Genomic DNA, 21,117 nt, shown 5'->3' with positions numbered 1-21,117 from the left:
GAGGCGACGATGGGACTCATTGCGGTAGTGGGTAGCGAGGTGGATGGCGCCCTAAAGACCTTCGTGGCCGACAACATCACGATCCTGATGGGTTGGCTCACACCCATGGCCATCACGGCGGGAACGCTCTGGGTGTTCCTATACGGGCTCGCCGTGCACCGCGGCGAAGTACAGGAGCCGATCCAGACATTTGCATGGAAGCTTGTGCGGAACATGCTTATCGTCGCGCTGGCGACCACGGCGGCCTACAACAACTACGCAGCCAGGACGTTCGACAACGCGAGCCTGGGCCTCATCCAGTTGTTCCAGATCAGTGGCTCCGGCATGGCCTCGATCACCAATGCCTGGGATGCGCTGGACGCCTTCGATCGGGAGGCGGGCCTGCTCGTCTCCCGTGTCTGGGAGGAGATCAGCTTCGGCAAGGACATGGTCGGGGGCGTCATCGCGATCTTCTTTTTCGCCCTCGGCAACGCCCTCTTCATCCTGTGTGCCTTCGTGGTTGTGCTGGTGACCACTCTGCTGGGCAAGTTTCTGCTGATCGTGGGTCCGTTGTTCATCATGCTGGCCCTCTTCGAGTCCACCCGCCGGTTCACCATCAACTGGGTCGGCTCCCTCTTCAGCATCGTCCTGGTCACGGCGGTGGCGTTCTTCTGCCTCGGCTTTTCGCTCTACCTGAACACCCGCATCGTCGGCGCCGCGAGCGCCAACGTGGGCGCCCTCAACCTGATCGGCGAGGCCGCCGTCTACTTCGCCATCTTCGTCGGCCTCGGCGTCGTGATGTGGCAGTCGCCTGGCTTCGTCACAGGCCTCACCGGCGGCGCGCCTGCGCAGATGGGTGTGGCGATGTTCACTCAGGTGATGACCATGCTGCGCGCTGGCGGTCGCGGCAGCAGCGGCCCCAAGCCGCCGACGGACAACAGCATCGGCAAGGGCCCGAGCGCCGCCTACCGCGCCGGCTCCGCTGTGGGCCGCGCCACCGGCATCCAGCCCCTCTACCAGCGCATTGCCTCGCGCAGTCGCGGCTGACACACCCCTTTCCTCACCGCTCCCCAGAAAGGAGTTCCCTCATGTCAACCCTCAAGGGCCGTTTGGCCCGAGTCTCGGCCGCCGCATGCCTGCTTTGCGCCACGGCGCTGCCGGCGCGTGCCGGCATCCCGGTCTACAGCGCCGTCGAGCATCAGAACAGCATCATGCAGTTCATCCAGGATGCCGCGAACCAGATCACGCAAATCGGCCACCAGATCACGCAGATCGAGGCGCTGCAGAGCACCCTCAACGCGCAAACCGGCTCGCGCGCTCTAGGCGGCCTGCTGCGCAACGGCAACTTCGACAACTACGTGCCCCTCGACGCCGCACAGCGCATTGCCGACGCGGCGCGGCGCGGCTACGCCGGTCTTACGGGGCCAGCGAAGGCACTGCGCGACAACAACACCATCTTCGACTGCACGCTCATCGAGGAGTCGCGTCGCGCCGGCTGCGACCGCGACACCTCGGTGCCGTGGCAGGACCAGGTGCTCATTGACGGCGCGCTGGCCAAGTCGTCAGAACGCATGGTCCACATCAACCGCCTCACGGACGCGATCAGCCACACCACGGACCCGGCGGGCAAGCTGGAGATGATCGCCCGGCTCAACGCCGAGCAGGCCATGCTCCAGCAGGAGCAGACCCGTGCGCTGCTCTGGGGCCAGCAGGTCCAGGCCCGGGAGCGCATCGAGCAGATGCAGCGCCGGGAGCGCACGGCCGCAATGCTGCGCGAGGGCAAGTCCATCGCCGACTTCTACCGGGGCGGGGTGGCGCCGTGAGCGCGCACACGAAGGCTGCAGCAGCAGCCACCAGCGCGAACTGGGATGTGGACGAGCAACTGCTGCGCGAGCGCTCCGAACATCGCGCGTGGACGGTTGCCAAGGTGAGCTGGGCCATCACCGCGGTGGCCGTCATCGGCATCGCCGTGCAAGGCAAGCTGCGCCAGGAGGTCACCATCCCCGTGCTGGTCGATCGCGCCACCGGCGAGGTGAGCATCTCGCAGCCATTGACCGAGCGCACCGTGCCGATCAACGACGCGCTCGACAAGCACCATCTCGCCCGATACGTCGGCGCGCGCGAGGCCTACGCCTGGCGCTTCCTGCAGACCGACTACAAGACCGTCGGGCGCATGAGCACGCCGCAGGTATTCCAGCCCTACAACGCGCAGTTCGAGGGCCCCAATCGCCTTGACGAACGCCTCAAGGACACCGAGGAGCGCCGCGTCAAGGTCACGGCCGTGCGGCTGGCCGGCGAGGTGCCGGGTCTCAACGGCATCCGGCAGGCGGTGGTGACCTATGACCTGGTGACGACGGCGATCGACCGCCCGCAGCCGCAGGTAGTGCGCTACCAGGCCACACTGCAGTACGAGTACCGGCCCAAGCTCGCGATGAAGGAGCAGGACCGGCTCGACAACCCGCTGGGCTTCGTCGTCACTGCCTACCGCACGGATGCGGAAATCGCGACCGTCCCGCGCGCCGGGGCCACCTCATGAGGGGCGCGCTGGCTCTTGCGGTGCTGGCCGCGCAGACCGCCCTGGCGGCGCCGCAGGACGCCGGCGCCATCCGTGAAGTGGAATACGACCCCAGTACCGTGCTGCGCGTGCCGGTCGCCGTCGGCGTGCCCACGCACATTCAACTGGAGCCCGGCGAGACCATCGTCTCAGCGGTGGTCGGCATCGGCGCCAGCTGCGACGTGCCGGAGCATCCGTGGTGCATCGAGTGGCGCGAAGGCGACAGCCGCATCTTCGCCAAGCCGCGCAAGGCGGCGAACCGGCCCAACACCCTGGAGGTGGTGACGAACCGGCGCAGCATCAGCCTGCAGTTCGACCTTTCCGTTCGCCCGGCGCGGCGCGTGACCGTCCTCGCGCGCAAGCCGCCCCCGCCGGACCCGATGCAGGCGCGCGTGGCGCAGATGACGGCCGCCGCCCTGGCCATGGCGCCGCGTCCCGAGGACATCGTCGAGCAGCGCATGCGCCTGAAGCCCGAGGTGCGCAACGCGGCCTACACGGTGGCGCTGGGCAAGGGCAGCGAAGACCTGCGCCCGCGCGCGATCTTCGACGACGGCCGCTTCACCTACGTTCAGTTCACTGGCAACCGCGAGGTGCCTGCCGCCTTCCAGGTCAACCCCGACGGGTCGGAGCAGATCGTGAACCTCGGCATGGAGGGTGATTTCCTCGTGCTCGACCGCGTGGTGCGCCAGTTCGTGCTGCGCCAGGGCGCGGCCGTGGTGGCGGTGCGCAACGAGGCCTTCGACGTGGAGGGACGCGCACCCGTGGCCGGCACCGCCGCGGACGGCGTGCAGCGCCTGGTGAAGAACCCCAAGACCGGCCAGTTCGAGCAAGGAGCCAACCCGTGACCGACATCAACCGCATCAAGCCCGGCGCCGCGCGCGCCGAAGGCGACGAGGATTTGGAGATACCCAACCTCGCCGCGGAGACGAATCGGCGCCTGTCCAAGCGAACCGTGGCCATCGCTGCAGGCCTGCTGTGCATGGTCGCTGCATTGGCTGCCGGCGTCAGTTGGAAGCTGACGAAGCAGCAGGACACCGAGGACGCCCAGGCGCGCGAGCAGTCGCAGCGCACGGCCGCAGCGCTAGCCAGCCGCCAGTTCGACCCCGGCGCCCTCGCGCCGCCGGCGCCCCGCTCGGCCGACTCTGCAGCGTCAGCCGCCGCCCGCTACGAGATCCCGAAGCTCGACCCGAACGCTGACGACGGCATCGAGCCGATCGGCGTGAAGGACAACCGCAGCCGCAGTGGCGGCGCACCCGCGCAGGCCAAGCGGGTCATCGACCCTATGGATGCGCCCATGCTGCTGCCGCCGTCCAAGGGCCGCGCCGGCGGGGCTGTGAGCGATGCGCAGACCGCTGGGCCGCAGGACGAGCTTGCCGCCGCCAAGGCGGAGTTGCAGGAGCGCCAGCGCGGGCTGCGCGACATGATGCAGATGGTGCAGCAGCGCATGAACGCGCCGACGCCGGGCATGGGCGCAGGCATGCCGGGGCTGATGAACGCGGCCATGCCGACGCAGCCGCCGCGCCAGCCGGCCACGCCGCAGCAGGCCGAGACGGAGTCGGCGCGAGACGCCGGCAGCATGCTCACCGCGCGCCAGTTGCCCGACTCCAGCCTGGTGATGCCCATGGGCACATCCTTCACGTGCTCGCTCACCACGCGCGTGGTCACGGCCACGGCCGGCAATGCCTCCTGCATCACCTCGCGAGCCGTGTTCGGGGCCGACAAGCGCGTGGTGCTGCTGCCCAAGGGAAGCATCCTGGAGGGCGAGTACAAGATGGTGTCCGTGCGCCCGGGCATGACGCGCATCCCGGTGCTGTGGACGCGCGTGCGCACACCCGCACCCGAGAGCGTCATCGTGGACCTGGACTCGCCGGCCACCGGCGCGCTGGGCGAAGCCGGGCTCGGCGGCCACGTGGACAACCGCTGGGGCGAGCGCCTGGGTGCTGCCCTGCTGCTCTCCCTCATCGACGACGCCGTGAAGGTCGTCATCGCCGACAAGCAGGACGGTGGCGGCGCCACCGTGGTGCTGGGCGGCACGGCCGACACCAGCTCCAAGCTCGCCGAGCAGGTGCTGAGCGCCACCATCAACATCCCGCCCCTCCTCACCGCCAACCAAGGCGACACCGTCGGCGTCTACGTCAGGCACGACGTGGACTTCCGCTCGGTTTACGCACTGCGGCCCGCCCGCTGAAAGGCATCCCCCATGTCTGCAAGAGACGAAGTGGCCGTGCGCCGGCTGCTGACCCCGTTGCGCCCCTGGCTGGAGCGCGACGACATCGAGGACATCGCGATCAACCGCCCCGGTGAGGTGTTCGTGCTGCCGTCCGGCCAGGGCTGGCAGCGCAGCGAACTGGCGATGAACTTCAACCAGTGCTACGACCTGGCCAAGGCCGCGGCCACGCTGTTCGACGAGTCCATCAGCGCCACGAGCCCGGTGCTCAGCGTGAGCCTGCCAGATGACGAGCGCGCGCAGTTCGTGATCCCGCCGGCGGTGCCGCGCGAAACCGTCGCCATCTCCATCCGCAAGCCCTCGGCCACCGAGCCGACGATGGCCGACCTGGAGGCGTCGGGCCTGTTCTCGCGGGTTGTGACGGCCGCGCCCGCGCTGCAGCAGCACGAGGTCGAGTTGCTGGAGTTGAAGCGCGCCGGCAAGGTCGGGGCGTTCCTGCGTCGCGCCATCGAGTTGCGCAAGACCATCGCCTTCAGCGGCCCAACCGGCTGCGGCAAGACCTTCATCATGAAGGCCGCCGCGGGGCTGATCCCGCACAGCCGGCGCGTCATCACCATCGAGAGCGTGCGCGAACTGCGCATGTCCGCTCACCCGAACGTCGCCCACCTCTTCTACTCCGACACGGAGCGCGAGGGCGAGAAGGCGACCCCGAAGGCGCTGCTCAAGGCTGCGTTGCGCATGCGCCCGGACACGATCCTGCTGACCGAGGTGCGCGCCGACGAATGTCCGATCTTCGTGCGCGTGGCCGCCTCCGGCCACCCCGGCAGCATGACCTCGCTGCAGGCCGGTTCCTGCGCGGAAGCCTGGGAGCAGTTGGCGCTGATGATCCTGATGAGCGAGGGCGGCGCCCGCCTGGACTACGACAAGGTCATGCGGCTGCTCAAGCTCACGGTGGACGTGATCGTGCAGTTCGGCACCGACGGCAGCGGGCGCCACGTGCGCGAGATCGACTACGACCCGGAGCGCAAGCTGGCCCTGGCCGCAGGGGGTGCGCGATGAGCACCAAGGCCACCATCACCATCGACACGAAGGCCGTGGCCCTGGCCGGCTTCTGCACCTTCATGGTCATCCTGCTGACCGGCGCCGCGCTATGGCTTTCAGCCGCGACGTTCCTGGTCATCAACAAGACCAATCCGACGCGCGCGGACTGGGACAGCCTGCCGCGCTACTGGGAACGCTACGGCGAGGACCCCAAGCACAAGAAGCAGCTGCTCGCTTCCATGCTGCTGGCCTTCGGTCTCTGCTACGTCGGCGCGCCACTGGCGCTTTGGAAGGGGGCGCAGCGCCGGCGCGAGCTCTACGGCAGCGCGCGGTTTGCCAACGAGGCCGAGATCCGCAGGGCCAAGCTGCTCAAGGGCAAGGGGATCATCGTCGGTCGGCGCGGCAAGCGGCTACTGACCTACGACGGCCAGCAGTACGTGCTGGTGGCCGCCCCGCCGCGCAGCGGCAAGGGCGTCTCCATCGCCGTACCCAATGGCCTGAACTTCGCCGACTCCATGGTGTTCCTGGATGTGAAGGGCGAATTGCGCGATGCCACGAGCGGCTTTCGTGCCGCGCACGGCCAGGAGGTCTACGTCTTCGCGCCCTTTGACAAGGGCGGCTGCTCGCACCGCTACAACCCGCTGGGCTACGTGAGCACGGATGGCCGGCTGCGCGTGTCGGAGTTGCAGAAGCTCGCCAACATCATCTTCCCCAACGGCGACGACTCGAAGGGCTCCGACACCGCCAACTTCTTTGCCGACCAGGCGCAGAACCTGTTCCTGGCGATGGGCCTGTACCTGCTGGAGACGCCGGCGCTGCCGCGCACGATCGGGCAGATGCTGCGCATGACAGCCGGCGACGGCAAGCCGTTTCGGGACTACCTGACCGGCCTCATCAACGAGCGCGAGAAGTCGGGCACTCCGCTGTCCTTCGACTGCGTCGCCGCCTTCGGCCGCTTCCTGGCCAACACCGCCGACAACACCCTCAGCGGCATCGTGAGCACCTTCACCGGCCCGCTCAAGGCCTTCGCCGATCCGGTCACCGATGCGGCCACCAGCGCCAACGACTTCGACCTTGCGGATCTGCGCAAGAAGCGCATGACGGTCTACCTGGTGATGCCCTTCGACGAACTCGCCGCGGCCAAGCTGCTGCTGAACCTGTTCCTGACGCAGATGGTCCATGCCAACGTGCAGGAATTGCCGAGCCAGAACCCGGCTCTCAAGTATCAGTGCCTGGTGGTGCTTGACGAGTTCACGGCAGCCGGGCGCATTGACGTGATCGCGCGCGGCATCGGCTTCATGCCGGGCTACAACATGCGGCTGCTCATCATCATCCAGAGCCTTGCGCAGTTGTCAGCGACCTACGGCAAGGACACCGCACGCGCGATCCGCACGGCCTGCGCCTGCCACGTCTGCTTCGCGCCCAACGAGCAGGAGGATGCAGAGGAAATCTCGCGCCGCCTCGGCACCACCACCGTGCGAAAGGCAAGCCGTGGCCGCAGTCACTCCAGCGGCCGAGGCGGCGGCTCCAGCAGCACCTCCACAAACGAGAGCGAGCACAACCGCCCGCTGTTGCTGCCGCAGGAGGTGAAGGAGTTGGGCGCGGAAGCCGAACTCATCTTCATCGAGAACGTGCCGCCGATCCAAGCGACGAAGGCGCGCTGGCACGAGGACCCGCTGATGGTCGAGCGCAAGCGCGCCAGGGTCGAGGTCGAACCCATCAACATCGACCTGCACATCGCCCGCACCGACTTCCGCCACCGCCCGGTCGAGGACAAGGACGGCCCGGTGCGCGAGATGCCCATGGAGCGCCTGGCCATCGACACCACGGGCCTGGAGGTGCCCATGGAGCCGGACACCCCGCCGGACAAGGCGGAGGCCTTCCTGGGCGACTTCTTTTCCCGGCTGATGCCGCCTGCCGAGCCGACCCCGGCTCCGGTGCCGCCGAAGCCGGAGCGCGCCCGCGCCGAGCCCAACGCGATCGGCTTGGACATCAACGTGGCCAAGGACGGCACGGTGAAGCTGGTGGCGCAGTCCGTCAAACCACGAAAGCCACGGCGCACTGAGAACGCGGACGCTGCGCAGCCGGCCAAAGGTGGCGGCGAAGCGCCACCGGCGCCGATCAAGACCACGCTGGGCCAGAGCATCAACGTGGACGGCGACGGCGTCATCACTGTGGTCAAGCCTGCGCGCCGCGCGACGCCGCCCGCCGACGAACCGGCCGGCATGTGGCCGGAGATCGACGTTCAAAAGCTCAACGGTTCTGCCCCCGAACGGCCCGAGGACGGCCGCCAGCTCTGAAAGGAAACGTGATGCGATACAGCCTTGTCTGCGGACACCGCCCGGTGCGCCTTGATGGATGCGACCCCACGGATCAGCAAGCGCAGACTGACCAGGAACTGGTGTGGAGGTTCTTCGAGCGGCTGAGCGGCGCTTACGGCCCCGACACCGCGCAGGCCATCGCCGACAACCCAGCGTGCCGCGTGTACCGCCCGGATGCCCTTCTTGTTTCGGCGCCAACGCGCAGCGGCATGGGAGCGCAGCAGCCCAGCGTTGCCCAGTTGCTGCGCGCCCAGGGGCAGCAATGAACGCCCGTACCTGCGGATTGGCCGCCATCGCCGCATGCGTGGCACTCGCCGGCTGCGCGAGCCCCGGAACACCTACCACCACCACGCTCGACCACGACTCGCTGCGCCGACTGCTGGAGCAAACCGAGCAGAACATGCGCCTGGTGGAACAGATGCAGCAGCGCATGCCAATCGGCGGAGGCTGCCCCATCCCCGTGTGCTGAAAAGGATTCGACATGCGAACCACCCTTATCACCACCCTGGGCGTCGCCGCCCTGCTCGCCGGCTGCGCATCGACGCCGAAGCCGCCGAAGGCCGAGGAATCCACGCGCGCGCCCGCCAACGACCCCGCACACATCGAGGCGCTGAAGCTGCAAGCCGAATTGCAGCGCGCCCGCGTTGAGCTCGCCATTGCAGGCCGCGAGGCGGCGTCGCAGCGCATGCTCACAGAGGCGCAGGCCCTGGGCCTGAAGCCGGTGCCGGTGGCTATGCGGGGAAGCGGCATCCCGGTGTTCGACGCCGGTGCAGTCGCCAGCATCTACACCGTCACGTTCCCCACCGGCAGCACGAGGCTGGCGCTCCCGCTGCCGGCGCAGCGCGCCTTGATTGAGGCGGCGCGCGGCGCGGAACTGGTGGAGCTTCGCGGACGCACGGACGCCAAGCAGGAAAACCCCACGGACGCTGCCATCGCGCGCCAGCGCGCCTTGGCGCCGCAGGCGCTGCTGCTGCAGGCAGGCATCCCGGCCTCGCGCATCCGCGCCACCTGGCAGGCCGCAGGCGACCACGCCGCGCCCAACGACACCGCGGAGGGCCGCGCCATGAACCGCCGCGTCGAGATCGTGGTGCACCGCATCGCACCCCGCCCCGCCACCCTGGACGAGCGCGCCACCGTGGCCGCTCAGTAAGGGGTCGCCATGTCCACCACCATTGAATCCGGCAACTACGAACTCATGGCCAAGGGCCGAGAGCCGCGCTTCTACGCTGACGGCCACCAGGCGGGCGCCGCCTTCTACGCGGCCGACCGCGCCGACATGCCGCGCGTCGTGCGGCATGAATTGATGGTCGAGACCATCAAGGGCGAACGGCTGGAGACACCGCATGTGACCCAGGTTGCCATGACGGCGCCGGCACCAGACAAGCCCGGCAAGTTCGAGCACGTGATGCTGGAGGCGCCGCCGGAGTTCAAGTCCGGCTATGAGGAAGCGCGCCAGCGCCAGCCGGCCAAGGCGATCGACACGGAAGACCTTCTCGCGGCCGGGCCGCAGCAACCCAAGGAGACAATCATGGATCAGGACAAAGCGCGGCTGCAGATCAACGGCATTGAAGTCGGCCGAATCGACTTCGGCAAGGAATCGACGCCAAGCGGTGTCCGGGCGCATTTCACGGCCCTCCGTGCGGGCCGCGAGGATGAAGTGATCGCTGCTTTCGTGGACGTGGCCAAGGCGGATCTGGAAAAGATCCTGGGGCCCTCGGTAGGCGCCAAGCTGGCGCAGTTCCAGGGGCGCGTGGGCTCGCTTTCCGGCACAGACCTGGACGTGCCCGCCAGCGAGGTTCGGCGCGAGGTGGCGCCGGAGAAGACCGCGACAACCGCCAAGACGCCGGACCAGCCGGTGCCGCAGCGCCGCCTGGAAATCGACGGCCAGCCCGTCGAGCGCATGTCCTACGTAAAGCGGCAGACCGAGCAGGGCCTGCGCTACGAGGTGACCGCCTATGGGAGTGGCGACAAGGTGCTGGCCAAGCACCCGGCGCTGGCCAAGGAGGAGTTGGCGGCGCACGTGGGCGAGACGGCGGCAAAGCATCTGCAGGCCACACGCGGGCGCAACGGCTCGCTGCGAGGCGATGCGCTGGGGATGGGGGTGCCGCCGGTGCAGGCGACGGTACAGCAGCAGCCGACACCGGAGGCTGGGCCAAAAGCCGCTACCTTGGCGCCACAGCAGCAGGCCTCGCAGGCACCCAGACCAGCGATTGGCGGCAATGCGCAAACGCTCAAGCCCGCAGACATCAACTACTCGCTCGGTACTGCCAGCGCCAGTAGCGTCGTGTGGAAGGCCATGACGCCGGAGACGCCCGCGCCGGCCGCCCAGACCAGCAAGCCGGAGCCGGTGGTCAACAGCATCGAGGAGTTGCTGCTGAAGGCGGGTGTCGTGCCGCAAGAGCCGTACAAGCTGCCGCCGCGGCTGCAGAAGATCATCGACGGCGTGGCGCGTGACCAGGCACAGCGAACCGCCGGCACGCAGGCGCCGCATCCCGATGCAGACATCAAGATCGGCTCCTACGCGCCGCCCGAAGTGCCGGTAGATCCCGCCGAGCGGCGTCGCCAGGAACTGATGGCGTCGCTGGCCGAGCGCTTCACGATCAACGCCGGTGAATACCGCTCGCGCCACGATCAGGCGCAGGTGGCCTTTGTGGATCGCGACACCGCAGTGACCACTGCGCGCAACGAGCCCGAGGTCGCCCGTGCCATGGTGGACCTGGCCGAAGCCAAGGGCTGGAAGGGTCTGCACCTCAAGGGAACAGAGCCGTTCAAGGCGGCGGCCTGGATGGAGGCGTCGGTGCGCGGCTTGCCGACGCAGGGCTATGAGCCCACGCGCGCGGACCGCGAGCGGCTGGCCATCAAGATGCGCGAGCGCGACGCCGCACTGCAGACCAACCGCATCGAGCCCATGGCGCCGCAGCAGGGCGCCGCGCGCGAGCAAGCAGCGCCAGCCAGGGAAGCCGCCACGCTGGACCCGCAAGCCGCCAAGGCGCGCGAGCAGGCTCTGGGGGCCCTGGAGGTCTACCTGAAGTCGCAGAACGTGCCCAAGGAGCAGATGCAGACGCTCATGAAGCAGGGGGCCGAGACGTTGGACAAGTTGGCGGCGCAGGGCAAGGTGCCCGAGGTGCGTGTGTTTGACGCGCAGGCGCAGCGGGCACATACCGTGCACATACAGCAGGCCCAGCACGTGGCCGCGCCGCAGAGGAGCCGCTGATGGCCGCGCCGGTGCGCATCCTGACGCGCAACGCCGCGCGCGTGCCGGCGCTATCCCACGGGTCCGCTGAAGCCCTGAAGTGGCTGGGCCTTGCGCTCATGCTGGTGGACCACTGGAACAAGTACCTGCACCACGGCGAGGTGCACTGGGCCTTCGCCGCCGGTCGCGTGGTGATGCCACTGTTCGGCATCGTGCTGGCGCACAACCTCGCCCGCGCCGACGAGGCAACGGCTTGGCGCGCTTGCCGGCGCATGCTGGTCTTCGGGCTGCTGGCCTCGCCCGCCTTCATGGCGATGCAGGGGCGCTGGTGGCCGCTCAACATTATGTTCACGCTGGCGCTGAGCACGGCCGTGATCGCGCTCCTGATGCGCAGGCGCATCGTCATGGCAACGGTTCTTGCAGTGCTCGGGGGCATGCTGGTTGAGTTTTGGTGGCCGGTGGTGGGCGCGACCGTGGCGGCCTGGTGCTGGTGGCGCAGGCCATCCTGGGGTGCGGCGCTGGCGTGGGGCGTGTGCCTCGCGCTGCTGGCGGCGTTCTACCGCGAGCCGTGGGATGCGGCGTGGGCGCTTGCTGCGGCGCCGCTGGTGCTGCTCGCGTCTCGGCTTGACCTGCCAGTGCCACGACTGCGCTGGGCGTTCTACGCGGCCTATCCGTTGCACCTTTTTGCACTTTGGGCATTGCGTTGAGGTCGCACCAGTAATCCATTTGCTGCTCGAACCGTTGAGCAGTAAAGGAGACACCCCGTGAGCCGCCGAACCCTCGCCATCATCGACGCACTGGCCTGGCCCGCAGGCATCTGGGCGACCATCGCTGTGCAGACCGACACCCTAGCCGGCCCGGCGCTGCTGCTGCTGGGCATCTGGGCAGTGTCGAAGCTGGACTGGGCGCTGGCCGACGGCGAGCGCCCGCGCAGCTTCAAGTTCTCGCCCATCGGCTTCATGCTGGCGCGCGACACGCAGAACGGCCGGTACTCGTTTACGACGGCCACCGTTGCCATCTTCGGCACGCTGGCCGCCTTGGCGGTCGGGGCGATCTCCCTGTTCGGCTGGATCGCCCGGGCACTCTGAACCCTACGCGACGGTCTTGCGCCGCCGCGCCACGAACCCCACCGCACCTAGCCCGGCCAGCAGCATCGCGTAGGTCTCCGGCTCCGGCACGGCCGCCACATGCGCGGCTGTGCTGTACGCCATAGGCGCGCTGCCCCCGGCGACCATTGTCCGGAACGTGGCCACCACGCGCTGCGCCCGGTCGGTGTCGTTGCGCAGCACGAAGTCCATGTTGCCAAGACTGAAGGCCACCGGCTGCTCCAGCGAGGGGTCGGAATAGCCGGTCGCGCTGAGCGTGCGCCCGGGCGCGCCGAAGTCCACGCGGGCGACCGCCTGCGTCACATCACCCAAGCCGGCCCAGGCGTTCGCCGAGGCCTGGCCGGTCCAGGTCATTTCAGTGTGAGGCGCCAGCCGATAGGCCACGGTGTAGCGGCTGGTGACCGAAAAGCCGTCGTAGCGGCCGGCGCCGGATGCCGCGGTCCCGCTGGATGCCAGCCACAGCGTCTCGTTGCCGGCGAAGGAGGTGGCGTTGGCGAAGGATGCGCCGCGAAGGATCGTGGTGCTCAGGGGGCCATCGGCGCCGCCGAACACGGGGCCGCCCACGGTCACCTGGCGGCCGTCCGGCCTGTAGCTGTAGGCCAGCGCGTTCATGACGAGCGAGCGGGACACCATCTCGGCCCAGGACCGCTGGCCATCATCGGGCGCAAGATCGCGCAGCTGGTAGCTGATGCCGCCGAGTTGGACGCCGGCGCCGACTTGCACGGCGAGAGCGGGGGCCGCTGAGGCGGCAAGGATCAGGGGAAGAAGGGGACGTTTCCAGCGCATCGCGACGCCTCCGGTGGTGGTGAAGGTGCGACGGTGGAATGGGGCGGGTTGTTGAGGTATCACCCTAATGGGTGAGGGCCGCCCGAATGGGTGTCGGCGCGTATAGAATTGCGCTCGCGTGGTGAAGGCATCGGTTACTTCTATCGGTTTGAAAGCCCGGTGCCGCTTGTTCCCGCAATGTTTGGGTGGTGTAGAGATCGGTTCCTTCGCCTGCTAAGCGAGAGGTCGCTGGTTCGAGTCCAGCCCGGCGCCGCAAGGCGCCGGTAGCTCAGTTGGTTAGAGCGCTTACAGACCCGGTTTCGCCTGTTCCCCCGCAATGCTCCGAACGAGGCCGCGCTTGTCGCGGCCTTTTCTTTTGAGCATCACACCATGCGCATCAACGTCCCCCCGAAGCCGGCCTTCACGCATGAAGGCGCGGTGGCGTCTCAGATCAAGCCCATTGACGAGTTGCGCCGCACGGTGCTGGCCTGTCTGCTTTGGGAATCGGGGTTTTACGAATCCGGCGAGGCGGTCGCCGATCGCATCAAGCGCCTGGTGCCGCTGTGCCACCCACACGAGGTGGCGGAGATCGCTATCGAGGCGCGTGACAAGCAGCGCCTGCGCCACGCCCCGCTGCTGCTGGTGCGCGAACTCGCCCGTGATGCGAAGCGCTGCCCGGACGGGCTGATTGCTCGGACCCTGCAGCACGTGATCCAGCGCGCGGACGAGCCGGCCGAGTTCCTGTCGCTCTACTGGAAGGACGGCAAGGCGCCGCTGGCCAAGCAGGTGAAAAAGGGGCTGGCGGCTGCGCTCACACGTTTTGACGCCTACGCTCTGGCCAAGTACGACCGTGCCAATGCCGTGCGGCTGCGCGATGTCCTGTTCCTGGTTCACGCCACACCCAAGGACAAGGCTCAGGCTGCCGTGTGGAAGCAGCTGGTCGAGGGCACGCTGCCGGCGCCGGACACCTGGGAGGTCGCGCTTTCTGCTGGCTCCGACAAGAAGGATGCCTTCGAGCGGCTGCTGCGAGAGAAGAAGCTGGGTTACATGGCGCTGCTGCGGAATTTGCGCAACATGCAGCAGGCGGAAGTGGACGCATCCCTGGTGTTCGAGGCGCTGCAGTCGGGTGCCGCTAAGTCCAAGGCGCTGCCTTTCCGCTACGTGGCTGCGGCGCGCGCCGTGCCGGCCTGGGAGCCGCAGATCGACGCAGCCATGCAGATTGCACTGGGGGGTCTGGAGAAGATCCCTGGGAAGACTGTCCTGCTGGTGGATGTGTCCGGCTCCATGGACGCATCACTGTCGGCCAAGTCGGACCTCAACCGCATGGATGCCGCCGCCGCCTTGGCTGTGCTGGTGCGCGGCGTCTGTGAGGATGCGCGCGTGTTCACCTTCTCCGAGCGATTGGTCGAGGTGCCCGCCCGCAGCGGGATGGCACTGATCGACGCGGTGATTCACTCCCAGCGCCACAGCGCCACCTACCTCGGCGGCGCGCTGGAGAAGCTGCGTGCGCAGCTTCAGGCTGACCGCCTCATCGTCATCACGGACGAGCAAAGCCACGACGCCGTCGGCAAGCCTATCGGGCGCGGCTACATCATCAACGTGGCAACCAATCAGCGCGGAGTCGGCTACGGCGACTGGACGCACATCAACGGCTTCTCTGAAGCGGTGGTGCAGTACATCGCCGAACTGGAGCGTCAGCGCGCCTGATGGCGCCTACAGCAGCGCGGCTTCAGCCTGCCGGCGCCGCGCGAGCCCGCGCAGCCTGCGCCCCGCAGCCATGTCCCACTTCAGGCACTCGGCGCGAGCGCCGGGCCAATCCTCGGCGTTGACGCGCTTGCGCATGGTGGATGCCTGCAGCCGCCCGGCGCCAAGGTTGAACGTCCAGTCGGCCAGCGCCGCAATGCGCTGCGGCGTGCGCGCCGCCGGACACAGCCGGCGAACATTTGGGATGAAGTCGCGCCGCAGCTGCGCGCGGAGCAGCGCGCGGCCGTGCGCGACGGACACCGGCGGGTCCTTGAGCGTGACGCGGCGGCCGTCGAGGTAGTAGGTGGCGCCGAAGGCGATGCTGGGCACGCCGGCGCTGCACAGGTACGGATGCGAGCGGAACCCCTCGAAGTGCTCGCACATCGGCATCACGATGGCCAGGATTGCCTCGTCGTCATCGACGGGCTGCGCCGGCGCGGCCGGCTCCTGCGGCTTGGCCGAGAAAGCGGCCACAGCGCGGCGCGCGCGTTCCAGCAGTCCGGCGTCGAAGCGGCTCACGACTACTTCCCGCGGCGAAACAGCGTGCGGTCCGCGACGTAAACGCCCAGGACGGCGCCGACAAGCTCCCAGCCGCGGTCATCCAGCACCCAGCCGCTGCGGTGAAAGTGCAGCGCCAGCAGCGCCAGGCACAGCGTGGCCAGCGCGGGACGCACGGCCGCGGCCCAGGCATCGACCCAGCGCACGCCCGAAGGCCGCGCCGTCATCTCCATGGCGCCCGCAAAGGCCTGCGCGTCGAGCCGCGCTAGGTCGGCGTCGGCCTGCACCCGGATGGTCTGCACGCCGAGTTCGTGCTGCAGCCGGATGGCGGCCTGCTCGCGCTCGTGCTGCGCGGCGTCCATCTCGGCTTGGAGCTTCATGCGCTCGACCTCGAAGCGGTGGTCCTGGCGCGCCGTGATCCAGGCGGAGACCTCGCCCCAGATGGCCCGCACGAACGAGCCGCCCAGGAACGAAAGCAGCGTCGTCAGCATCTCAAGCCCCCCTCGCGGCCCGCAGCCGCCTTCACCGCGCCGACGACGCCTTCGAGCCACACCTGCAGCAGCGCGGCCTCCTCGGCGGTCATGTCGCGCCACCTCTGCGCGCACTCGCGCAGCTGCATCGTGCCCTGCGTCGGCGCGAAGTCCACCTCCAGCACGATGCGCGGCAGCACCGCAGGCCGATTCGGCATCTGGATCGCGACACCTTCGTGCCGGATCGCGCAGACGGCACCATCGAAGCGGACATGCGGTGTCGCGGGGACAGCCTCGCGCAGCACGCTAGGCCTCCACCAGCCGGTTCGCGGCGCCGAGCACGTCCTGGGACAGCAGCGACAGCCAGGCGTGGGCCAGCGAGTTCTCGGCGGCCGTCATGTCGCGCCACCGATCGGCCGACTCGCGGATCTGCATCGCCCCCATGGTCGGCGCGTAGTCGATCTCCGCAACCTCCTTGCCGAAGATGGGCGGCCGAAACGGCAGCACGACCTCGACGCCGGAATGGCGGATGAAGGTGGTCTTGCCGTCCCAGCGCAGCCGGGTCGGGATCGTCGGGACGTTCATGGCTGGGTCTCCGCGGGCGCGATCTCGAAAGGCACTTCATAGGCCACGCGCAGCGGCCACACGAAGTGAACGGGGTTGCAGGCGTAGCTCAGCACGTTGCCGAAGGCGCCCTTGCCTGCTGTCGCCTCCGGCGGCATCTGCAGCAGGATGCGGTTCTCGCCCGGCGTCTGCCGCTCCAGCTGCTCCAGCGCGCTCGCGTCGAGCTCAATCGTTGGCAGGTAGAAGCGGAACCTGGCGCCGTCGATGAGGTAGCGCACGATCAGGAGGCTGCAATTGCGCGATAGGTCACGCCGCACGTCGAGCGTGATGCGCACCGGCCCGCCGGGCTCCACCGGCTGTTCGACGCTGGCACCCCGAAGCTCGAAGGGTGGCTCCCGATCGAGCGCCCAGAACACCACCCGCACCAGGCAGAGCAGGAGCACGGCGGTGGCCCACCAGCGGCCACGGTAGAGGATGTCGGTTGCTTGAGTCACGACCTCAGCCTTTCCCTGCGATCTGGATGAACTTCTTGATCGAGTCCCAGCCAATCGTGAGTCCGCCCACGACCGCGGCCACCCATACCGCCCAGGTGCGCGCGGTGGACCAGAGCCAGGTCACGCGGCGGTCGCGCTCCAGGAGTTCTCGCAAGGCCTTCCTCTCGTCATCGGTCAGATCGGGAACGGCCGGCGGTGCCGGCGGGTGGTTTCTGTTGGGCATGCCGGCTTTCTGTAGGTCAGGGTTTCGCTATGACGTGGGCGGCTCGGGCCACTCCACCACGCTCGGGTAGAGGGCCTGCTGCGGCACCTCGCGCAGCAGTTGCCGGTACGCAGCCCAGTCGCCACGTGCCTCCTCGGACAGTGGCGAGTCGGCCAGTTGCGTCCAGTCGGAGGCAGCGATGCGGCCATTGACTTCCGCCATCACTTCCTCGATCAGGGTCTGCGTCGGCTTGCCCTGCTCCACGACGCCGTCACCGTCCGGACTCGGGATGTAGGGCCAGCCCTGGCGCCAGCGCTCGATCTGCTGCGGCGTGCATTCCCGCCACTCGTCGTCGCCCGCGACCGCGGGCATCGGTTGTTGAGCCTGCGCGGTGCCGACCACGACGCCGGCGCGCAGCCGCATGAATTCCTTCAATGCCTTCTCCTTCAAGCTCAGGTGCCCTCAAACACGGGTGGCACGTACTTCCAGTTCTTCGTCACGGTGAGCGTCCCGCCGTTGTCCGTGAAGGACACGTCGCTGAGCTCGTGGTAGAGCGGCACCGATGGCGCCTGGTAGACGTTGACGATGGCCACCGCGTTGAAATACGTCGCGTTGGCCGTGGCCGTCGTGACGAAGCCGCTGTCGTTCGTGAACTGGCTCACCCGCGTCGGCCGGTTCGCCACCTGGCTCCAGTCCACCGCGTTCGCGCTATCGGCGACGCCTGCCGTGGCTGCGCGCCTCACCGCCACGATGTCGGGGTCCCACACCGCGAAGGTCACCCCATCGTTCGTGCCGAGCAGGTAGTTGGGCTGCCCACTCTGCCCGCTGTAGACGATGTTCACGGCGGCGCCGTCGCTGCGCCGCGGATAGGCGCGGCCGTTGGTGGTGATGTAGCCGGGCCCGTTGGCAAAGTCGCTGAGGTTGCTGGGCCTGCCGGCGACGTTTGACCAGGCCACAGATCCGGCCGACCCCTGCACACTGATGTTCCAGTTGCCGCTGGCGTTCGCGCCCGTGCTGGACACCGGCGTGAAGTTGAGTGCGGCGATGATCTGCGCCGCGGTCAGCGTCGTCACAGTGGCGGCGTTGCCGCTGACCGAGATCGGCCACACGCCTGTGGCGCCGGTCCCGTTCGCGCGCGGCGGCGTGTAGCCCAGCGCCGCAATGACGAGGTCATCGGTCAGGCCTGCCACGCTGGGCAAGACGCTGATCTGCCAGGACGCGAACGTGCCGGTGCCGGTGACGTTGTTGATGGTGATGGTGAGCGTGGTGCCGCTGTAGCTGGTGACGACGCCGCTCATGAAGCTGGTGGGGCTGTTCCACAGCTGCAGGGTCATTCCGCCAGCCCAGTTCTTCCCTGCCGGCACGGCCACGGTCTTGGCGCCTGCGGTCAGCGCCAGGCTGCTGACGCTGGTGCCGGTGTAGCTCGGGGAGTTCACCGACGCCGCAGCGCTGGCCGCGGCCTGCTGCGCGGCCAGCATCGCGCTGTACGTCGAGGCCTCCAGCGACATCATGTTGCCGCCGGTGGTGTTGATCTCGGTGACGAGTCCGGGGAAGGCCCCCAGGAAGGCGTCCGCTTCGGGGCGGAACGTCGCGGGACGATCCCGGCTCGGGGCGGTCGGCAATGGGGTGATGGCCATGATCTTTGTCAGTCCAGGTGGAACGGCCGGCACGGGTGCGCGCGGGGGCGGAGCTGGCGCCGGGGGTGGCGGCGAAGGGGTTGGCGAAGGAGAGGGAGCGGGCGCGGGCGCGGGTGGCGCCGGCTCGATGTCGGTGCCGGGCGCAAGCGTCCCGGTGGGCTGGATGCCGCTCAATTCGGGCTCCTGGGTTCACGGCCCGCCAGTGGCGGGCATGAAAAAGCCGCCCGAGGGCGGCCGGTGGCGCGGCTGGTGAAGGGGCTCAGATGAGCCCTTCGAGGTCCAGCGAGACGTAGGAAAAGTCGATGTACTTCACAACCGCATCCGCGCGCCTGCACAGGCCGTATATCCGCAGCCAGTCCAGCGGCAGGTCTGCCAGGTAGATGCTGGGCTTGGCGCGCACGCTCACGAGCTTGTCCATCAGGTCCGACAGGCTGGACGTGGGCACCTTGATCTGCAGCGAGTTGCGCCGACTCCAGGCCCGCTCGACGATGTCGATGGTGCCGAAGTCGGGGTTCACCGCCTTGCGGCTGTAGTCCGTGAAACTCAAGGACGGCTCGGCCAGCACCTCGCCCAGCGGGTAGGCCTGGCCCATGGCCAGCACGCCGCAGCGCGCCTCGGACTCATGCGCGATCGTGACCGTGAGCGTGCCGTCGCTGCGCTGCGGGATGCCGGTGATGACGGCCGACTTCGCGCGCCCGACCGGGGCGAAGAAGTAGGCGTACCAGTCCGTGATCGGCGTCCCGCCGGCCTCCATGGACTTCGTCTTGTCGAAGAGGGTCTGCCCATCGGCCACCAGGCGCACGCGCACGCTCGACGCCTGGGTTTCCATGGCCACAACCGTGTCGATGGCGCCCGGCATGAGCGACACCGTGATGGCGGTGCCGCCCACGGTTTGCGTGCCCACGGCGCGGTCGAACATCGCCCAGCGGTTGGTCGGGCCGGTGCTGCTCCACCAGGCGGAGGACACATCCGGCGCGTGGCCGACGTTCGAGTCCTGCAGCGACCTCCAGACCTTGTGCTTCCACACCACGGTGGCACCCGCGGCGTAGGTTGTGGCCGGGTTGTAGGCCGCAGCGTCGTTCTCCGCGACGTTGGACGAAACGAAGCTGGTGTCGTCGATGACGACGGGGTCGATCAGGTTCAAGCGGCCTCCCGGATGCTGATGGCGTCACCATCGGGCGTGACATCGTCAAGGCGGCTGGCCATGCGGCCCGTGTTGCCGGCGATGGCGGCGTGCCCGGCGCGCATGTCCTCGCGCAGCTTCTGCACCTCGGTGCGCAGCAGCCGCACCTCCTCCTGCGCGCCCCCGCCGCTCATGAGCCGCTGCAGCGCCTCGGTGCTGAAGTAGCGCGCGGCGCCCGTGGCTTCGAGCTCCGGCCCGACCTCGCCGACCACACGCAGGCCACCGGCGTGGCTGCCGCCGGCGGCGAAGCCGGGAATCTCGACACCCAGCGCCTTGAGCAGCTTCATCGTCTGCTCCAGGCTGCCTGCGGTGGCGCCGCGGATGCCGGCCAACTCCTCGGCGGAGCCGGCCATCTTCGACGCGGCTTCGAGCAGTGCCTTGGATGCGTCCGGCAAGCTCTTGGCGGCCTCCTGATCCCCTGCCCTGGCCTTGGCCGTGGCGATGGCGAACTCGGCCTGTAGTTCGGTAAAGCTCTTGCCGCCGCCGGCGTCGTCGAGGTTGCGGATGCGCAGGATCTCCTGGTAGATAGTGTCGCCGATGGATTTCCAGGCGTCGCGCAGCCTCTTCGCCTCCTCGGCCGCCTTCTGCGCGTCCTCCAGGTCGAAGATTTTCTGCAGCAGCGCGCGGTTCGTCGGATTCAGGGCGGCGAGCTCGCGCCGGCGCAGTTCGGCCGTGTTGCCCTGCACCTGCAGCAGCCGCTGCTCCAGGCCCTCGCGCTCCTGGGCCACGGCCGCGGCGTCCTCCAGCGCGAAGATCATCTTCTGGATAGCGCGGTTGGCGGGGTCCAGTGCCTCCAGCTCGCGCCGGCGGATCTCCGCGGTGTTGCCCTGGATCTGCAGCAGCCGCGCTTCCAGCCCCTCACGCTCCTGGGCCACGGCCTGCGCATCCTGGAGGTTGAAGACCAGCTGCTTGAGTGCGCGGTTGGCCGGGTCCAGCGCCGCGAGCTCCCGGCGGCGCAATTCGGCCGTGTTGCCCTGCAGTTGAAGCAGTTCCTGCTCGATGCCGGCGCGCTCCTCGGCCCGCTGCTTCGCGTCCTCCAGCGTGAAGATCATCTGCAGCAGCGCGCGGTTGGTCGGGTCCAGCGCCGCGAGCTCCCGGCGGCGCAGTTCGGCCGTGTTGCCCTGCACCTGCAGCAGCCGCTGCTCCAGGCCCAGACGCTCGTTGCGCACCGCTTCAACCTGCTGCTCCCAGGCGTTCTGC

Annotated in this window: 24 protein-coding genes and 1 pseudogene; 14 read left to right on the top strand and 11 right to left on the bottom strand. The window is 68.7% G+C overall.

The window, feature by feature from the left end; translation table 11 throughout:
* Positions 1–9 precede the first annotated feature (9 nt).
* The 13 genes from FJ694_RS09455 to FJ694_RS09395 are packed head-to-tail and all read left to right on the top strand — an operon-like array spanning position 10 to position 12,343.
* On the top strand, positions 10–1,026 hold the full coding sequence (locus FJ694_RS09455; protein ID WP_157266364.1) for a TrbL/VirB6 family protein: 1,017 nt from the start codon (positions 10–12) through the stop codon (positions 1,024–1,026).
* Between the two features lie 41 nt (positions 1,027–1,067).
* Positions 1,068–1,802, top strand: coding sequence for a TrbJ/VirB5 family protein (locus FJ694_RS09450; RefSeq protein ID WP_157266362.1), 735 nt, complete (start codon positions 1,068–1,070; stop codon positions 1,800–1,802).
* Positions 1,799–2,515 (top strand): VirB8 family type IV secretion system protein, encoded by a 717-nt coding sequence (locus FJ694_RS09445; RefSeq protein WP_198320780.1) that lies wholly within the window; start codon positions 1,799–1,801, stop codon positions 2,513–2,515. Before FJ694_RS09450 ends, FJ694_RS09445 begins: the two co-directional genes overlap by 4 nt.
* The gene (locus FJ694_RS09440) at positions 2,512–3,378 is read left to right on the top strand and encodes a TrbG/VirB9 family P-type conjugative transfer protein (protein ID WP_157266360.1); all 867 of its coding nucleotides are present in this window, start codon (positions 2,512–2,514) and stop codon (positions 3,376–3,378) included. Before FJ694_RS09445 ends, FJ694_RS09440 begins: the two co-directional genes overlap by 4 nt.
* Positions 3,375–4,721 carry a TrbI/VirB10 family protein gene (locus tag FJ694_RS37080; RefSeq protein ID WP_232539971.1) on the top strand — a complete coding sequence of 449 codons (1,347 nt, stop codon included), beginning with the start codon at positions 3,375–3,377 and terminating at the stop codon, positions 4,719–4,721. Before FJ694_RS09440 ends, FJ694_RS37080 begins: the two co-directional genes overlap by 4 nt.
* Before the next feature lie 12 nt (positions 4,722–4,733).
* Positions 4,734–5,759, top strand: a complete 1,026-nt coding sequence (gene virB11 / locus FJ694_RS09430) for a P-type DNA transfer ATPase VirB11 (RefSeq protein WP_157266358.1) — start codon at positions 4,734–4,736, stop codon at positions 5,757–5,759.
* Positions 5,756–8,041 (top strand): type IV secretory system conjugative DNA transfer family protein, encoded by a 2,286-nt coding sequence (locus tag FJ694_RS09425; protein ID WP_157266356.1) that lies wholly within the window; start codon positions 5,756–5,758, stop codon positions 8,039–8,041. The genes virB11 and FJ694_RS09425 overlap by 4 nt, the downstream gene beginning before the upstream one ends.
* A gap of 11 nt (positions 8,042–8,052) precedes the next feature.
* Positions 8,053–8,328: a hypothetical protein gene (locus FJ694_RS09420; RefSeq protein WP_157266354.1), complete on the top strand. Its 276-nt coding sequence runs from the start codon at positions 8,053–8,055 to the stop codon at positions 8,326–8,328.
* Entirely contained in the window at positions 8,325–8,531 is a 207-nt protein-coding gene (locus FJ694_RS09415) for a hypothetical protein (RefSeq protein ID WP_157266352.1), read from the top strand. The genes FJ694_RS09420 and FJ694_RS09415 overlap by 4 nt, the downstream gene beginning before the upstream one ends.
* 12 nt (positions 8,532–8,543) lie before the next feature.
* Positions 8,544–9,212 carry an OmpA family protein gene (locus FJ694_RS09410; RefSeq protein ID WP_157266350.1) on the top strand — a complete coding sequence of 223 codons (669 nt, stop codon included), beginning with the start codon at positions 8,544–8,546 and terminating at the stop codon, positions 9,210–9,212.
* Positions 9,213–9,221: 9 nt separating this feature from the next.
* The gene (locus tag FJ694_RS09405; protein ID WP_157266348.1) at positions 9,222–11,276 is read left to right on the top strand and encodes an LPD7 domain-containing protein; all 2,055 of its coding nucleotides are present in this window, start codon (positions 9,222–9,224) and stop codon (positions 11,274–11,276) included.
* Positions 11,276–11,962, top strand: coding sequence for a TraX family protein (locus FJ694_RS09400; protein WP_157266346.1), 687 nt, complete (start codon positions 11,276–11,278; stop codon positions 11,960–11,962). Before FJ694_RS09405 ends, FJ694_RS09400 begins: the two co-directional genes overlap by 1 nt.
* A gap of 57 nt (positions 11,963–12,019) precedes the next feature.
* Positions 12,020–12,343 carry a hypothetical protein gene (locus FJ694_RS09395; RefSeq protein ID WP_157266344.1) on the top strand — a complete coding sequence of 108 codons (324 nt, stop codon included), beginning with the start codon at positions 12,020–12,022 and terminating at the stop codon, positions 12,341–12,343.
* A gap of 3 nt (positions 12,344–12,346) precedes the next feature.
* Here FJ694_RS09395 and FJ694_RS37915 read toward each other — a convergent pair.
* Positions 12,347–12,481, bottom strand: a pseudogene (locus tag FJ694_RS37915) (FxDxF family PEP-CTERM protein); the annotation flags it as partial.
* A 1,035-nt stretch (positions 12,482–13,516) separates the two neighbouring features.
* On the opposite strand from FJ694_RS37915, the gene FJ694_RS09385 reads away from it, so the two are divergent.
* Complete coding sequence (locus FJ694_RS09385) at positions 13,517–14,833, top strand: TROVE domain-containing protein (protein ID WP_157266342.1); 1,317 nt, start codon at positions 13,517–13,519, stop codon at positions 14,831–14,833.
* 6 nt (positions 14,834–14,839) lie between these two features.
* Here FJ694_RS09385 and FJ694_RS09380 read toward each other — a convergent pair whose 3' ends face one another.
* From FJ694_RS09380 to FJ694_RS09335, 10 genes are all read right to left on the bottom strand, one after another.
* Entirely contained in the window at positions 14,840–15,388 is a 549-nt protein-coding gene (locus tag FJ694_RS09380; RefSeq protein WP_157266340.1) for a lysozyme, read from the bottom strand.
* A gap of 2 nt (positions 15,389–15,390) precedes the next feature.
* A complete protein-coding gene (locus FJ694_RS09375; protein WP_157266338.1) occupies positions 15,391–15,858 on the bottom strand; it encodes a hypothetical protein in 468 nt (155 codons plus the stop codon).
* Entirely contained in the window at positions 15,852–16,142 is a 291-nt protein-coding gene (locus FJ694_RS09370) for a hypothetical protein (protein ID WP_157266336.1), read from the bottom strand. The genes FJ694_RS09375 and FJ694_RS09370 overlap by 7 nt, the downstream gene beginning before the upstream one ends.
* Position 16,143: 1 nt before the next feature.
* Complete coding sequence (locus FJ694_RS09365) at positions 16,144–16,422, bottom strand: hypothetical protein (RefSeq protein WP_157266334.1); 279 nt, start codon at positions 16,420–16,422, stop codon at positions 16,144–16,146.
* Complete coding sequence (locus FJ694_RS09360) at positions 16,419–16,895, bottom strand: hypothetical protein (RefSeq protein ID WP_157266332.1); 477 nt, start codon at positions 16,893–16,895, stop codon at positions 16,419–16,421. The genes FJ694_RS09365 and FJ694_RS09360 overlap by 4 nt, the downstream gene beginning before the upstream one ends.
* A 4-nt stretch (positions 16,896–16,899) precedes the next feature.
* Positions 16,900–17,118: a hypothetical protein gene (locus FJ694_RS09355; RefSeq protein ID WP_157266330.1), complete on the bottom strand. Its 219-nt coding sequence runs from the start codon at positions 17,116–17,118 to the stop codon at positions 16,900–16,902.
* Positions 17,119–17,145: 27 nt separating this feature from the next.
* Positions 17,146–17,532 (bottom strand): tail fiber assembly protein, encoded by a 387-nt coding sequence (locus FJ694_RS09350; RefSeq protein ID WP_198320779.1) that lies wholly within the window; start codon positions 17,530–17,532, stop codon positions 17,146–17,148.
* A 17-nt stretch (positions 17,533–17,549) separates the two neighbouring features.
* Positions 17,550–18,734 (bottom strand): autotransporter outer membrane beta-barrel domain-containing protein, encoded by a 1,185-nt coding sequence (locus tag FJ694_RS09345; protein WP_157266328.1) that lies wholly within the window; start codon positions 18,732–18,734, stop codon positions 17,550–17,552.
* Positions 18,735–18,993: 259 nt separating this feature from the next.
* Entirely contained in the window at positions 18,994–19,878 is an 885-nt protein-coding gene (locus FJ694_RS09340; RefSeq protein ID WP_157266325.1) for a hypothetical protein, read from the bottom strand.
* On the bottom strand, positions 19,875–21,117 hold a 1,243-nt coding region (locus tag FJ694_RS09335; protein ID WP_198320778.1), incomplete at its 5' end, for a coiled-coil domain-containing protein. The genes FJ694_RS09340 and FJ694_RS09335, both read right to left, overlap by 4 nt.

It is taken from the genome of Azohydromonas aeria (genome assembly GCF_009760915.1).
Classification (GTDB): Bacteria; Pseudomonadota; Gammaproteobacteria; order Burkholderiales; family Burkholderiaceae_C; genus Azohydromonas; species Azohydromonas aeria.
Note: the sequence above shows the minus strand (reverse complement) of the source record. Positions and strands in the feature narration are given on the sequence as shown.

Bases quoted from the DNA above. Each gene is read 5' to 3' on its own strand.
- FJ694_RS09455 (WP_157266364.1), top strand. From the start codon at position 10: ATGGGACTCATTGCGGTAGTGGGTAGCGAGGTGGATGGCGCCCTAAAG.
- FJ694_RS09450 (WP_157266362.1), top strand. From the start codon at position 1,068: ATGTCAACCCTCAAGGGCCGTTTGGCCCGAGTCTCGGCCGCCGCATGC.
- FJ694_RS09440 (WP_157266360.1), top strand. From the start codon at position 2,512: ATGAGGGGCGCGCTGGCTCTTGCGGTGCTGGCCGCGCAGACCGCCCTG.
- virB11 (WP_157266358.1), top strand. From the start codon at position 4,734: ATGTCTGCAAGAGACGAAGTGGCCGTGCGCCGGCTGCTGACCCCGTTG.
- FJ694_RS09425 (WP_157266356.1), top strand. From the start codon at position 5,756: ATGAGCACCAAGGCCACCATCACCATCGACACGAAGGCCGTGGCCCTG.
- FJ694_RS09420 (WP_157266354.1), top strand. From the start codon at position 8,053: ATGCGATACAGCCTTGTCTGCGGACACCGCCCGGTGCGCCTTGATGGA.
- FJ694_RS09415 (WP_157266352.1), top strand. From the start codon at position 8,325: ATGAACGCCCGTACCTGCGGATTGGCCGCCATCGCCGCATGCGTGGCA.
- FJ694_RS09410 (WP_157266350.1), top strand. From the start codon at position 8,544: ATGCGAACCACCCTTATCACCACCCTGGGCGTCGCCGCCCTGCTCGCC.
- FJ694_RS09405 (WP_157266348.1), top strand. From the start codon at position 9,222: ATGTCCACCACCATTGAATCCGGCAACTACGAACTCATGGCCAAGGGC.
- FJ694_RS09400 (WP_157266346.1), top strand. From the start codon at position 11,276: ATGGCCGCGCCGGTGCGCATCCTGACGCGCAACGCCGCGCGCGTGCCG.
- FJ694_RS09385 (WP_157266342.1), top strand. From the start codon at position 13,517: ATGCGCATCAACGTCCCCCCGAAGCCGGCCTTCACGCATGAAGGCGCG.
- FJ694_RS09375 (WP_157266338.1), bottom strand. From the start codon at position 15,858: ATGCTGACGACGCTGCTTTCGTTCCTGGGCGGCTCGTTCGTGCGGGCC.
- FJ694_RS09365 (WP_157266334.1), bottom strand. From the start codon at position 16,422: ATGAACGTCCCGACGATCCCGACCCGGCTGCGCTGGGACGGCAAGACC.
- FJ694_RS09355 (WP_157266330.1), bottom strand. From the start codon at position 17,118: ATGCCCAACAGAAACCACCCGCCGGCACCGCCGGCCGTTCCCGATCTG.
- FJ694_RS09345 (WP_157266328.1), bottom strand. From the start codon at position 18,734: ATGGCCATCACCCCATTGCCGACCGCCCCGAGCCGGGATCGTCCCGCG.